General features: G+C 65.3%; 11 protein-coding genes. 8 read left to right on the top strand and 3 right to left on the bottom strand.

Annotated elements, in window-relative coordinates:
• Window positions 1-35: 35 nt before the first annotated feature.
• The gene (locus K408_RS0113385; RefSeq protein ID WP_422866061.1) at window positions 36-2,042 is read right to left on the bottom strand and encodes a putative bifunctional diguanylate cyclase/phosphodiesterase; all 2,007 of its coding nucleotides are present in this window, start codon (window positions 2,040-2,042) and stop codon (window positions 36-38) included.
• Window positions 2,043-2,659: 617 nt separating this feature from the next.
• On the opposite strand from K408_RS0113385, the gene mepA reads away from it, so the two are divergent.
• The 4 genes from mepA to modC all read left to right on the top strand — a co-directional run bounded on the left by mepA (window position 2,660) and on the right by modC (window position 6,023).
• The gene (gene mepA / locus K408_RS0113380) at window positions 2,660-3,604 is read left to right on the top strand and encodes a penicillin-insensitive murein endopeptidase (protein ID WP_024339161.1); all 945 of its coding nucleotides are present in this window, start codon (window positions 2,660-2,662) and stop codon (window positions 3,602-3,604) included.
• A 245-nt stretch (window positions 3,605-3,849) separates the two neighbouring features.
• A complete protein-coding gene (modA, locus tag K408_RS0113375) occupies window positions 3,850-4,635 on the top strand; it encodes a molybdate ABC transporter substrate-binding protein (protein WP_024339162.1) in 786 nt (261 codons plus the stop codon).
• 27 nt (window positions 4,636-4,662) lie between these two features.
• Complete coding sequence (modB, locus tag K408_RS0113370; protein WP_024339163.1) at window positions 4,663-5,358, top strand: molybdate ABC transporter permease subunit; 696 nt, start codon at window positions 4,663-4,665, stop codon at window positions 5,356-5,358.
• 2 nt (window positions 5,359-5,360) lie between these two features.
• Complete coding sequence (gene modC, locus K408_RS0113365; RefSeq protein WP_024339164.1) at window positions 5,361-6,023, top strand: molybdenum ABC transporter ATP-binding protein; 663 nt, start codon at window positions 5,361-5,363, stop codon at window positions 6,021-6,023.
• A 39-nt stretch (window positions 6,024-6,062) separates the two neighbouring features.
• On the opposite strand, the gene K408_RS0113360 is transcribed toward modC, so the two are convergent.
• Window positions 6,063-7,856 carry a potassium/proton antiporter gene (locus tag K408_RS0113360; protein ID WP_024339165.1) on the bottom strand — a complete coding sequence of 598 codons (1,794 nt, stop codon included), beginning with the start codon at window positions 7,854-7,856 and terminating at the stop codon, window positions 6,063-6,065.
• Between the two features lie 215 nt (window positions 7,857-8,071).
• On the opposite strand from K408_RS0113360, the gene K408_RS0113355 reads away from it, so the two are divergent.
• The 4 genes from K408_RS0113355 (at window position 8,072) to radC (ending at window position 12,364) form a co-directional block, all read left to right on the top strand.
• Window positions 8,072-9,382: a mechanosensitive ion channel family protein gene (locus K408_RS0113355; protein ID WP_024339166.1), complete on the top strand. Its 1,311-nt coding sequence runs from the start codon at window positions 8,072-8,074 to the stop codon at window positions 9,380-9,382.
• Window positions 9,383-9,566: 184 nt separating this feature from the next.
• Window positions 9,567-10,391 carry a type I methionyl aminopeptidase gene (gene map, locus K408_RS0113350; protein ID WP_024339167.1) on the top strand — a complete coding sequence of 275 codons (825 nt, stop codon included), beginning with the start codon at window positions 9,567-9,569 and terminating at the stop codon, window positions 10,389-10,391.
• A gap of 175 nt (window positions 10,392-10,566) precedes the next feature.
• Window positions 10,567-11,526 (top strand): MBL fold metallo-hydrolase, encoded by a 960-nt coding sequence (locus K408_RS0113345; RefSeq protein WP_024339168.1) that lies wholly within the window; start codon window positions 10,567-10,569, stop codon window positions 11,524-11,526.
• Window positions 11,527-11,650: 124 nt separating this feature from the next.
• On the top strand, window positions 11,651-12,364 hold the full coding sequence (gene radC, locus K408_RS0113340) for a RadC family protein (protein ID WP_024339169.1): 714 nt from the start codon (window positions 11,651-11,653) through the stop codon (window positions 12,362-12,364).
• Window positions 12,365-12,370: 6 nt separating this feature from the next.
• Here the strand turns inward: radC and K408_RS40270 are convergent, their stop codons facing one another.
• Window positions 12,371-13,075: a tetratricopeptide repeat protein gene (locus K408_RS40270; RefSeq protein ID WP_024339170.1), complete on the bottom strand. Its 705-nt coding sequence runs from the start codon at window positions 13,073-13,075 to the stop codon at window positions 12,371-12,373.
• Window positions 13,076-13,136 lie beyond the last annotated feature (61 nt).

The following is a 13,136-nucleotide window of genomic DNA, read 5'->3' as shown; positions in this document are numbered from 1 at the left end:
GGAGTGCAGCACTCCCTTGCGGACGCGTTAACGGCTCACGCCACCAGGGCGGCGTCCTCGTTGCCGTCGATGCCGCGCTGCGCCGCCAGCAGGCTGACGATCTCCGCATGGGGCCGGGCCTTGCTGAACAGGAAGCCCTGGCCCTCATGGCAGCCTTCGGCGCGGAGACAGCTCAGCTCGGCCTCGGTCTCGACACCCTCGGCGGTGATGGTGACGCCCAAGCCCTTCCCGAGGCTGACGATGGAGCGAATGATCGCCTGGGCTTCGCGGTTGGAGCCGAGATCGCGCACGAAGGACTGGTCGATCTTGATCTTGTCGAACGGGAAGCTTCGCAAATAGCTGAGGCTGGAATAGCCGGTGCCGAAATCGTCCATCGAGATGCGCACCCCGAGCGCGCGCAGCGCATGCAGCGTCGCCAGGATCTGGGCGCTCTTCTCCAACAGCAGGGTCTCGGTGATCTCGAGCTCGAGCCGGCGCGGCGGCAAGCCGGAATGTTTCAGCGCGTCCGTCACCACCGAGAGCAGATTGCCGCTGCGGAACTGCAGCGGCGACAGGTTGACCGCGACGCGGACGTCGTCGGGCCAGGCCGCGGCATCCAGGCAGGCCCGGCGCAGCATCTGCCCGCCGAGCGGATTGATCAGGCCGGTGTCCTCGGCGACCGGGATGAACTCGGCCGGCGAGACCATGCCTCGCTCCGCATGCGGCCAGCGCACCAACGCCTCGAAGCCGGTGATGCGGCCGCTCTGGAGGTCGATCAGCGGCTGGTAATAGGGTCGCAGCACGTCGTTCTGGATCGCATCGCGCAGCTCGACCTCGATTTTGCGGCGGCTCTGCGCCTTGGCGTCGAGCGCGGCCTCGAAGAAGGCGAAGGTGCCGCGCGCGTCCAGCTTGGCGCGCGACAACGCCATGTCGGCGCTCTTGAGCAGCTTCTCGGAATCGTCGCCGTCGCCGGGCGCCATCGCAATGCCGATCGAGGCGCCGATGACCACGGAATGGCCGTCGAGCAGATAGGGATCGGCGATCGCCGCCAGGAGGCGCTTGGCCAGCATCACCGCGTCCTCGGGGCGCGTCAGCCCGCTTTGCACGATCGCGAACTCGTCGGAATTGAGCCGCGCCAGCGCGTCTTCCTCACGAAGGGTGGAACGCAACCGCTTCGCGACGCCGCGCAGGAGCTTGTCGCCGACCGCATGTCCGAGCGTGTCGTTGACGGCCTTGAAACTGTCGAGCCCCAGCATCAGGAGCGCGACCTTCTCGGGGCTGCGCCGCGTATGCAGCAGCATCTCGTCGACCTGCTGACGCAGCAGGCTGCGATTGGGCAGGCCGGTCAGACCGTCGTGCTGGGACATGAAGGCGAGCCGCGCCTCGGCGCGCTTGCGCTCGGTGATGTCCATCAGCGCGAGCAGCACCGCGGGCCGCTCGGCATAAGTCAGCTCGCGGGAATAGATCGCAAGGTCGATCAGCGCGCCGTCTGCCTTGACGTGCTTCCAGGTGCGGCCTGCCTGCTCCTCCCCGGTCACGTCGGCGGTCCAGGGCGGCTCGCTGTCAAAGGCCTGCAAGGAGCGGATCTTCAGCCGCTCGAACTCGGCGCGGCTGTAGCCGTAGTGCGCGACCGCGGCGTCGTTGACGGCGATGATGCGCTCGTCGTCCAGCGCGCAGACGATCATGGGCACGGGATTGCCCTCGAACAGCAGGCGGAACGAAGCCTCGCGCTGCTTCAACTCGGTAATGTCGACGCGCAGGCCGACGACGCCGCCGTCATCGGTCAGACGCTCGTCGATCAGGATGACGCGGCCGTCCGACAGCTTCTGCTCGTGGCGCGCACCGGGCTGATAGAGCTTTTGCAGGCGCTCGGAGATCCACTCGTCCTCGTTGCCGACGGCCTCGGGATAGTCGCCGCGGGCCACGCCGATGCGCAGCGTGTCCTCAAGGCGCGCTCCTTCCGCAAACAGGTCGGCGGTCTTGCTGTAGATCTCGGCGTACTTCTTGTTCCAGAGGACGTAGCGGCCTTCAGCATCGAGAAACACGATGCCCTGCGGCAGCATATCGATGGCCTGGCGCAGGCGTTCATGGGATTTGCGTGCTTCCGCGATCGCGGCTTCCGCCTCGGCACGGCTGCGCAGCACTTCGCTGCGCTCGGAAGGAACTCGCGACGCGACCGCAAAGCGCGGCTTGCGCGCCCTTTTGCCGACGCTTGCAAGCACGCTTTGCGTTCGCTTTCTTGTTCTTCGAGATTTCAAACTCAACTTCACGCGTCCCAGTGCGCCCGGCGGCCGCGAGTCTTGAGACAAGTGTCTGAAAAAAAAGTAATCTTGCCCGGTGGCGATCCGCGCGAGGCGGACCTTGCTGCCTGTTTGCGAGGCGCGGCTGCGACGGCAGGCACCGTCAAAATGGGTTCAGCGCCGCAATCAGGGATCGATCTGGCGCAAAATTGCGCGCGCACCTGAATCAGTTCCGAAATCGCACGCGATTGCATGCCAGGCCGCAGTTATTCCGCCCGCCGCGCACGTATTTTGGTCAATACGGGACAAGGTTATTGCACAGTTAAGAAACGGCAGTTCGAGGCGCGGTTTGACTGAGCTCCTGCGCCGCGAGCCTGCGGCCGGAACAGAAGCCTGAGTTCTTAACCCTGATGCGGCAATTGCGTTATAAGGACGACAGCATGAGTCGCCGCAGCATCACCCTCCTCCTGCTTGCATTGGCTCTCCCGGGCACCGGCGGCGCGCTGGCCCAGGACAAGGGCAGCGTCACCCCGAAGCCGCTGCCGCCGCTCGCCAATCCGAACGACCCCGATCTCGCCGCCAAGGAGCTGTTCGCGCGAAAGCTGCTGCCGTCGAAGGGGCCGGCCCATGTCATCGGCTCCTATACCAGGGGCTGCATCGGCGGCGCGGAGCCGATTCCGGTCAGCGGCGAGCATTGGCAGGTGATGCGCCTGTCGCGCAACCGCAGCTACGGCCACCCGGACATGATCGCGCTGATCAAGCGGCTCGCGGCGAAGGCCCACAGGGATGCGGGATGGCCGGGCATCCTGGTCGGCGACATCGCCCAGCCGCGCGGCGGGCCGGCGCTTTCGGGCCATGCCAGCCACCAGATCGGCCTCGATGCCGACATCTGGCTGACGCCGATGCCGAACCGCCGGCTCTCGCGCGAGGAGCGGGAGGAGATGTCGGCCGTGATGATGGTGCGGCCCGACCGGCTCGACGTCGATCCCAAGGTGTTCACGCCGGGCCATGTGCTGGTGTTGCGCGATGCGGCGCGGGAGCCCGCGGTGCAGCGCATCTTCGTCAACGCCGCGATCAAGAAGGCGGTGTGCCGCGAGGCCAAGGGTGATCGCGCATGGCTGTCGAAGATCCGCCCCTGGTGGGGCCACGACTATCACTTCCACATCCGCATGCGCTGCCCTGCCGGTGCCGGCGCATGCGAGGGCCAGCCGTCACAGGCCGAGGACGAAGGCTGCAAGCCCGCGGATCTCGCCTATTGGTTTTCCGACGCGGTGCTGCACCCCAAGCCGCCGCCGGAGCCGCCAAAGCCGAAGCCGCCGATGACGCTGGCCCAGATGCCGGCGGCCTGCAAAGCGGTGCTGCACGCCGGCGATGCGAAGCGGTAAGGTTGCGGCGGAAGGCAAGCTGCCGCCTCGCCCATCGCTGTCGTCCCGGGGGCGCGAAGCGAGCCCGGGATGACGCACCAGGTTTGACCTTCCGACCTGGCCTGCTATCTTCGCAATTGCGATATCCCTGCCGGTCGTAAGCCGTCGCAAGGCCACGTGGAACAGCGCGTCCGCCCGTCGCATCTGACCCAACCAACGCCAGATTGCGCGCCTCCTGCGCGCGCGAGCTCGCACGGAGCGCATCCATGTTTCGTCTGTCCCGGCTTCTCGCCGCCTTCGTGATCCTTGCCACCGCACCCCTCTCACCTGCGGTCGCCGAGGACAAGACCATCACCGTGTTCGCCGCGGCCTCCATGAAGAACGCGCTGGACGAGATCGACGCGGCCTATACCGCCAGGACCGGTGTCAAGTTCTCGGTCAGCTATGCCGCAAGCTCGGTGCTCGCCAAGCAGATCGAGCAGGGCGCGCCGGCCGACGTGTTCGTGTCCGCCGACACCGACTGGATGGACTACGCGATCTCCAAAAAGACCATCAACGAGCCTTCCAGAGTCAACCTGCTCGGCAACAGCATCGTGCTGATCGCGCCCAAGGATTCCAGGATCGACAACGTGACTGTCGCGCAAGGCTTCGATCTCGCCAGGCTCGCCGGCGACGGCAGGATCGCGACGGGCGACGTCAAATCTGTACCTGCCGGCAAATATGCCAAGGCTGCGCTTGAAAGGCTCGGCGCCTGGCAGGCCGCGGAGCCGAAATTCGCGATGGCAGAGAGCGTGCGCGCCGCGCTGACGCTGGTCGCACGCGGCGAGGCCGCGCTCGGGATCGTCTATTCCACCGACGCCAAGGTCGAGCCGGGCGTGAAGGTCGTCGGCACCTTTCCGGCGGATTCGCATCCCGCGATCATCTATCCGGTCGCCGCAACCACCACGGCAAAGTCCGAGACCAGCGGCTATCTGACCTTCCTGCGCTCCACGGCGGCCAAGTCCATTTTTGAGAAGTACGGCTTCAAGTTCCTGATCAGTCCCGTAACTTAGGTCTTGCGACGTGATAGCTGGGGCTCGATGACCGAGATTTCTCCCGCCGAATGGACGGCGATCCTGCTCTCGCTCAGGGTCGCCATCATCGCAACGCTGGTGGCGACGCCATTCGGCATTGCGCTGGCGTGGCTGCTGGCGCGGCGTGACTTCTGGGGCAAGTCGCTGCTCGATGCCCTCGTTCATCTGCCTCTGGTGCTGCCGCCGGTCGTGACCGGCTATCTGCTCCTGCTGACGTTCGGCCGCCGCGGCCTCGTTGGCGGCTTCCTCGCCGACCATCTCGGCATCGTGTTCTCGTTCCGCTGGACCGGCGCGGCGCTCGCCTGCGGCGTGATGTCGTTTCCGCTGCTGGTGCGCCCGATGCGGCTGTCGATCGAGGCGATCGACCGACGGCTCGAGCAGGCGGCAGAGACGCTTGGCGCGGCGCCGTGGAAAGTGTTCCTCACGGTGACGTTGCCGCTGGCGCTGCCCGGCGTGCTCGCCGGCATGGTGCTGGGCTTCGCCAAAGCGATCGGCGAGTTCGGCGCGACCATCACCTTCGTCTCCAATATCCCCGGCGAGACGCAGACGATCTCCTCGGCGATCTATTCGCTGATCCAGACGCCGGACGGCGATGCCGCTGCGGGACGGCTGGTGATCGTCTCGATCGTGCTGGCGCTCGGTGCACTCATCGCCGCCGAGTGGTTCGCCCGCCGCGCCACGCAGCGCCTGCACGGGAATTGACCATGCTGCGGGTCGACATCGAAAAGCAGCTCGGCGACTTCTCGCTGCATGCATCCTTCAGCAGCGAAGGGCGCGTCATCGGCCTGTTCGGCGCCTCCGGTGCCGGCAAGACATCGCTGGTCAACATGATCGCGGGGCTGTTGCGGCCGGATCGCGGCACCATCGTGATCGACGGCGAGACGGTGGACGACACCGCGGCCGGCATTCACGTGCCCACATACCGCCGCCGCATCGGCTATGTGTTCCAGGATGCGCGGCTGTTTCCGCATCTGAGCGTGGCGCAGAACCTCGACTACGGACGGCGGATGAACGGGCTTGCCTTCGATCCGGCGCAGCACAAGCGCATCATTGACCTCCTCGACATCGGCGCGCTGCAGGATCGCCGCCCCGGCAAGCTCTCCGGCGGCGAGCGCCAGCGCGTTGCGCTCGGGCGCGCGCTGCTGTCGAAGCCACGGCTGCTGCTGCTCGACGAGCCGCTGGGCGCGCTCGACGAGGGCCGCAAGCTCGAGATCCTGCCATATCTGGTGCGGCTGCGCGACGAGGCCAACGTGCCGATGGTCTATGTCAGCCACGACGTCGCCGAGCTGCGCCAGCTCGCCACGCAGATCGTGATGCTGAAGCAGGGGCGGGTGACGAGTCTCGGCGGCGTGAAGGTGCTGGCGTAGCCCCGTAAGCCCGACGTCCTCGCAAATGACGAGGAAAAGCTAGACCCCCGCCACCGAGGCCCACACATCCGCGAGCTTCTTCCGCAGCGCTTGCGCGCGCGTCAGCGGCGGCGGAGTCTCGTCCTCCTCGGGCAGGCGCAGGCCGACGACGTTGACGCGGCCGCCGGAGATGCTGCGCGCCACGAGGACGATGGTATCCAGGGCGAGCTCGGCGCCCTCCTTGGGCGCGTGGTCGAGATGCACGTCGAAATAATCGGCGAGCGTGAGCTTGCTCGCATCCTCGCTCACCATCACGCCGTAGATCTCGGCGAGCTCGGCCAGCGTATGCTCGCCGGACACCACGAAGTCGCCGAGCAGATGCGGATCTGGCGCCGAGCTCGGCTGCATGTCGACGAAGAACCGGTCGAGCGACTCGGCTTTTTCCGGCGGTGCCAGCAGATAGATGTAGTCGCCGGGCGCGACCGGGTCGGCTTCCGTCGGCGTCAGGATGTGCTCGTTGCGGATCACCAGCGTCGGCTTGGACCAGGACGGGATCAGGCCGCGGCGGAAATACAGGCTCTTGGGCCGCACCGGATAGCCGACGAGCTGCTGCTCGAGCTGGCCCGGCAGGTCCAGCTCGACGCGGCGCGGGCCGCGCTCGACGCGCGGCAGTGCCACGTGCAGCTTGCGCGCGGCGGCCGCCAGGGTCCAGCCCTGCAGCAACAGCGAGATGATGACGACCACGAAGGCGACGTCGAAATAAAGATAGGCCTTGGACAGGCCGACCAGCATGGGGATCGACGCCAGGAAGATCGCGACGGCGCCGCGCAGGCCCGTCCAGGCGATGAATATCCTTTCGCGCCAGTTGAAGCGGAACGGTGCAAGGCACAGGAACACCGCGAGCGGCCGCGCCACCAGCATCAGGACGAGCGCGACGGCGACCGCCGGCAATATGCTGGTGCCGAGCCGGCTCGGCGAGACCAAAAGGCCGAGCAGCACGAACATGACGATCTGCGCCAGCCAGGTTGCGGCATCGAGGAAGGTCACCACCGAATTATGCGCGCGCGTCGGCCGGTTGCCTATGATGATGCCGGCAAGATAGACCGCGAGAAAGCCGGAGGCGTGCATGATCTGCGAGCCGCCGAAGATGACGAGCGCTGCCGTGGCCACGAACGGCGCATGCAGCCCCTGCGGCAAGGCGACCTTGTTGAGCGCCATCACGACGAGGCGACCGCCGATGATGCCGACGATGGCGCCCAGCACCGCCTCCAGGACGAACTCCATCAGCACATGGCCGGGCGAGCTCGAGCCCAGCGAGATGTATTCCACCAGCATCAGCGTGAGGAAGATCGCGAACGGATCGTTTGTGCCGGATTCCACCTCCAGCGTCGCGCCGACGCGCGGGCGCAGGCGCAGGCCCTGGGTGTGCACCAGCAGGAACACGGCGGCCGCGTCGGTCGAGGCCACCACGGCGCCGACCAGCAGCGATTCCGACCAGTTGAGGTCGAGCGCATACTTCGCGAAGGGTGCCGTGATCAAAGCGGTCAGCAGCACGCCGATGGTCGCCAGCGCCACCGAGGGTGCCAGCACGGTGCGGATGCTGGCAAAGCGCGTCCGCAAGCCGCCGTCGAACAGGATCAGGGCCAGCGCGACCGAGCCGACCAAATAGGTGGTGCGGACGTCGTCGAACTGGAGCTGCCCCGGGCCGGAATCGCCGGCGAGCATGCCGATCGCAAGGAAGACCAGCAGCAGGGGCGCGCCGAAGCGCAGCGCAAGCAGGCTGGACAGGATGCCGGCCATGACGAGGACGGAGCCGAGCAATATGGCGAGACTGACGGAATCGAGGGAAGCCATCCACCTTCCGGGCAAAATTCGCTGGAATTGCATCCATATCGTCGGTGGACTCTCGCGCCAACCCATTTTCTGCGGCTCGCGGCAATCTGCCAGGTTTTTACGGCCTTAACGCGCTTCACTTGGCGGTGTATCGATGGCTCGGCCGTGCCCCTTGTGGGATTCTCCGGCCCCCTCGCATCAATCCCTCCTCCGCTTCCCTGACGAGACCGACGGACATGGACCTCAAAGACTTCATGGAGTTCGTGCAGACGACCGCACGCAGCGTCGGAGCGGAAATCTCCTCACCCTGGTTCTACCTGCAATTCGGTCTCATCCTGGCCGCGGCCGGTATCGCCTATGCGGCCGAAGCCGCCATTCGCAGCCGTCTCGACATGACCTCGCTGGCGATGCGGTGGCCGCTGCCGCTCCGGCACTTCGCGCGGGTGATGATCGCCAGCGCCTCCACGGCGGTGTTCACGTTGCTCGTGATCATCTCGCGGGTCGTGATGTACCATGCGACCTGGCCAAGCCGCAGCTATCTCCTGATGGTCGCAGCCAAGCTGGGCTTCGCCTGGCTGGTAATCCGGCTCGTCACCTCGGTGCTGCGCAACGCCTTCATCGTCAAGGTGGTGTCGGTCACGGCGTGGCTGGTCGCGGCGCTCTCCATCGTCGGTCAGCTCGATGCGACCGTCGACCTGCTTGATTCCTTCGCGATCGTGCTCGGCGGTCTCAGGTTGACCCCGCTCCTGGCGATCAAGGCCGGCGCCCTCCTCCTCATCGCGCTCTGGCTCACGAATATCGCGAGCAATTTCGCCGAGAGCCGCATCAACGCGACCACCGACCTGACGCCGTCGGTGCAGGTGCTGCTGATGAAGATCATCCGCATCGGGCTTCTGGCCGTCGCAATCGTCATTGCGCTCGGCGCCGTCGGCATCGATCTGTCGGCGCTCGCGGTGTTCTCCGGCGCGGTCGGCGTCGGCATCGGTATCGGCCTGCAGAAGATCGTCGCCAATTTCATCTCGGGCATCATCCTGCTCGCCGACAAGTCGGTGAAGCCCGGCGATCTCGTCACCATCGGCGACAATACCGGTCGCATCAGCGCGATGAAGACGCGATACATCTCCGTCGCCGCCGGCGACGGCCGCGAGTTCCTGGTCCCGAACGAGGATCTGGTGACGCAGAAGGTCGTCAACTGGACCTACACCGACAAGAACACGCTGGTGAAGATCGCCTTCGGCACCAATTACGACGCCGATCCGAAGCTGGTCTGCAAGCTCGCGGCCGAGATCGCCGCCGCTCATCCACGCGCCCAGAAGGGCAAGCCGCCGAACTGTATCCTGACCGAGTTTGCGGAGGCCGGGATGAAGTTCTCGCTGACCTTGTGGCTTGCGGATCCCGACGGCATGGACACCGTCAAGAGCGACGTGATGCTGGCGCTGTGGGACGCGTTCAAGCGCGAAGGCATCCGGGTTCCCTACCCCGTCCGCGAAATCCGCATCCGCGGCGGCGTCCTGCCGGTGGAAACCACCGTGGAAGTCCCGGATTAGGCTGCTTTCGCCCCCCCGGGCCGGCAAGGCCCCTGTTTTGACGCGTTTTCTTCGCGCGAACCGGTCGCCACTTCGCTCGAAAACGCCCTGCCTTGGCTTGCATGAAGGCCGCCAATCATTAGATTGGGGCCTGAAATCAAGCCTTTCCACCGAATCGAGATAAGACCCGGAAGACCTGACACGCATGAGCTACGTCGAAGCCACCGATACATCCCTGCGCAAGACCGGACAGATCAAGCTGCATGGGCCGAACGCCTTTGCAGGCATGCGCAAGGCGGGGGCGCTGGTGGCAAAATGCCTCGACGAGCTCACTGACATCGTCGGGCCGGGCGTGCCGACCTCGAAGATCGACGAATTCGTCCGCGACTTCGCCTTCAGCCACGGCGCCTATCCGGCGACGTTGATGTATCGCGGCTATCGCTACTCCACCTGCACCTCCCTCAATCACGTGGTCTGCCACGGCATGCCCGGCGACCGTCCGCTGAAGGAAGGCGACATCGTCAACATCGACGTCACCTTCATCGTCGACGGGTGGTATGGCGATTCCAGCCGGATGTATGCGATCGGCCCGATCGCGCGCAAGGCCGAGCGGCTGATCGAGGTCACCTATGAAGCGATGATGCGCGGCATCGCCGCGGTGAAGCCCGGCGCCACCACCGGCGACATCGGCCATGCCATCCAGAGCTTCGTCGAGCCGCAGGGCATGAGCGTGGTGCGCGACTTCTGCGGCCATGGCCTCGGGCGCATGTTCCACGACGAGCCGAACATCATCCATGTCGGCCGGCCCGGCGAGGGCGTTCAGCTCAAGCCCGGCATGTTCTTCACGATCGAGCCGATGATCAATCTCGGCAAGCCGCATGTGAAGATCCTCTCCGACGGCTGGACCGCGGTCACCCGCGACCGCTCGCTGTCGGCGCAGTTCGAGCACTCGGTCGGCGTCACGGCGACGGGCGTGGAGATCTTCACGCTGTCGGAGCGGCACGGCGAGAAGCTGTGGGCGGCAGCGTAAGCGCACGCTCTTTGTTGCAAATTGTTCTCAAGACCGCAGCCTGACTGCGTCATCTTGCCGTTCCCTGCACGACAATCGCCATGGAATAGGCCACGCATCCCGGTGTCGAACCATGGCGGGCGCATTCAACCCATGAAAAGCGCCGCCCGAGGATTCACTCAAAGGGAGCACCACAATGTTCGAGATTTCACGCCGGGATCTGGTCCTCGGAAGCACCGGGGCGGCACTGGTCTTCGGCCTCAACGGACCAGTGTCTTTCATCGGAGCCGCTTCTGCACAGCGCGCCGCCGACAGCCTCAAATACAAGGTCGGCGACATCGAGGTGTTCAGCCTCCATGAAGGCTCGATCGAACGGCCGGTGACCGAGGGCATGGTCAAGAATGCCGGGCTCGACGAGGTCAAGAAGGCGCTGACCGCAGCCGGCATCGGGCCCGACAAGATCGACAACCCCTTTACGGTCACCGCCATCCGTACCGGCGGCAAGGTCGTGCTGTTCGACGCCGGTTTCGGCGGCAACGGCCCCGCCAGCGTCGGCAAGCTTGCGAGCAACATGAAGGCTGCCGGACTCGATCCGGCGACGGTATCGACGGTGGTCATCTCGCATTTCCATCCGGATCACATTTCGGGCCTGTGGGTGAAGGAAACCGACGCGCAGGTATTTCCGAACGCGGAAATCATGATGCCCGAAGTGGAGTACAAGTTCTGGACCGATGCGGCCCTGGTGGAGAAAGTGCCCGAGGCCAATCGCCCCCACGTCAAGCGGATTCAGGCGACCTTCCCGACCTGGAAGAACATCAAGCAGTATGGCGACGGCGCCGACCTCGCGCCCGGCGTCAAGGCCATCGCCACGCCGGGTCACACGATCGGCCACATGTCCTTCCTGGTGGCCTCCGGCGGGCAGCAGCTCTTCATCCAGAGCGACGTCACCGGCATCTATCAGCTGTTCGTCAAGAACCCCGGCTGGTTCTCCGGCTTCGACAGCGACGGGCCGAAGGCGGAAGCCACGCGGCGCGCCTTCTTCGACCGCGTAATCGCCGAAAAGGGGATGATCGCCGGCTATCATTTCGGCTTTCCGAACGTCGGCACGCTGGCCAAGGACGGCAACGGCTACGCCTTCGCCGCCGTCAAGGCCTGATCGCGCCGCAAGCCGTGAATGCGAAAGGCTCCGTGTTCGCGCGGCGCCTGATTTCTCGCCGCCGCCGGACGTCGCGCAGCACTTCAGAGTTGCAAAAACCGCCCGGCGCGGCATCCTTGCGCCGATGCCCCGCAAGACCGACCAGCCAGACAATCCATCCGCCGAGGCGCCGCACTATCACGGCCATCGCGAGCGGCTGCGCGAGCGCTTCTACAGCGCGGGCGCGGATGCCCTCAGCGACTACGAGCTGCTGGAGATGGCGCTGTTTCCGGCGCTGCCGCGGCGCGACACCAAGCCGCTGGCGAAATCGCTGATCAAGACGTTCGGCTCGTTCGCCGAGGTCGTCCATGCCCCGGTGGCGCGCTTGCGCGAGGTCCACGGCGTCGGAGAGGCCGCGGTCAACCAGCTCAAGCTGATCGCCGCGGCGGCGCACCGCATCGCCAAGGGCGGCGTCAACAGCCGCAACGCGCTGTCGTCCTGGAACGAGGTGATCGATTATTGCCGCACCAGCATGGCCTTTGCCGACAAGGAGCAATTCCGCCTGCTCTTCCTCGACAAGCGCAACCAGCTGATTGCCGACGAGGTGCAGCAGACCGGCACCGTCGACCACACGCCGGTCTATCCGCGCGAGGTGATCAAGCGCGCGCTGGAGCTCTCCGCGACCGCGCTGATCCTGGTGCATAACCATCCAAGCGGCGATCCCTCGCCGTCGCAGGCCGACATCCAGATGACGAAGGCCATCATCGACATCGCCAAGCCGCTCGGCATTGCCGTGCACGACCACATCATCGTGGGCAAGAATGGCCACGCGAGCTTGCGTGGAATGCGGTTGATTTAGGCCAAATCAGAACACTTGGTTCCTGGCGGCTTTCAAATGGTCTTCCGCGGCTGTGATGCCGGCGAATGCCTTGAGCGTCAGGGCGGTCGGTCGCGGCTTCCATGCGGCAGCGAGTTTCTCGGCTTTCTCGAGCTCGGGCTTGGACAACATGGAAGCCATCTCGTTCACGTTCTTCGCCGGCGCCACCTTCGAGAGCTTGAAATAGGCATACGACAGTGACAAATCTCTCGGCGTTCCCTTTCCGGCCGAATAGGCGCGGGACAGGCTGAAGAGAGCCTCGGGAAGCCCCTGATCGCCCGCCAGCTTCCACCATTTCAGCGCTTCTTCCGGATTGCCTCGCCGGTCATATGTGAGAGCGACATCGTGCTGGGCACGCGCATAACCCGCATTGGCGGCAACGAGCTTGTACTTCAGTGCTTGATCCGCGTCGGTTGTGATGATGCCTGCGCCTTGTCCGTCATAGTAGCAGCCGAGCTTGTAGGCACCGAGGGGGTCGTTGGCGGCGGCCGATTTCTGAAACCACTCGAAGGCCCGACTGCGATCCTGCTGCGTGCCGATGCCGTTGTTGTACATCATGCCCACATGATATTGCGCCTCGGAATCTCCGCGATTGGCCAATGCGACCATCGCATTGAAGGTGCGGGTGTCATTCGCGCTGGCGGACACCGCGAAAAGCAGAAGACACGAGAAGGCCAGGGCAAACAGTTTCATGTCAAAGCCCGATCGAATTTGAGCGATTCCCGTCTTGGTCTCTCCAGATGCGAGAAAAGTT

The sequence above is a fragment of the Bradyrhizobium sp. in8p8 genome (assembly GCF_000426845.1).
Classification (GTDB): Bacteria; Pseudomonadota; Alphaproteobacteria; order Rhizobiales; family Xanthobacteraceae; genus Bradyrhizobium; species Bradyrhizobium japonicum_C.
Note: the sequence above shows the minus strand (reverse complement) of the source record. Positions and strands in the feature narration are given on the sequence as shown.

Coding starts and splice junctions, on each gene's coding strand:
- K408_RS0113385 (WP_422866061.1), bottom strand. CDS start 2,042: ATGCTGCCGCAGGGCATCGTGTTTCTCGATGCTGAAGGCCGCTACGTC.
- mepA (WP_024339161.1), top strand. CDS start 2,660: ATGAGTCGCCGCAGCATCACCCTCCTCCTGCTTGCATTGGCTCTCCCG.
- modA (WP_024339162.1), top strand. CDS start 3,850: ATGTTTCGTCTGTCCCGGCTTCTCGCCGCCTTCGTGATCCTTGCCACC.
- modB (WP_024339163.1), top strand. CDS start 4,663: ATGACCGAGATTTCTCCCGCCGAATGGACGGCGATCCTGCTCTCGCTC.
- modC (WP_024339164.1), top strand. CDS start 5,361: ATGCTGCGGGTCGACATCGAAAAGCAGCTCGGCGACTTCTCGCTGCAT.
- K408_RS0113360 (WP_024339165.1), bottom strand. CDS start 7,856: ATGGCTTCCCTCGATTCCGTCAGTCTCGCCATATTGCTCGGCTCCGTC.
- K408_RS0113355 (WP_024339166.1), top strand. CDS start 8,072: ATGGACCTCAAAGACTTCATGGAGTTCGTGCAGACGACCGCACGCAGC.
- map (WP_024339167.1), top strand. CDS start 9,567: ATGAGCTACGTCGAAGCCACCGATACATCCCTGCGCAAGACCGGACAG.
- K408_RS0113345 (WP_024339168.1), top strand. CDS start 10,567: ATGTTCGAGATTTCACGCCGGGATCTGGTCCTCGGAAGCACCGGGGCG.
- radC (WP_024339169.1), top strand. CDS start 11,651: ATGCCCCGCAAGACCGACCAGCCAGACAATCCATCCGCCGAGGCGCCG.
- K408_RS40270 (WP_024339170.1), bottom strand. CDS start 13,075: ATGAAACTGTTTGCCCTGGCCTTCTCGTGTCTTCTGCTTTTCGCGGTG.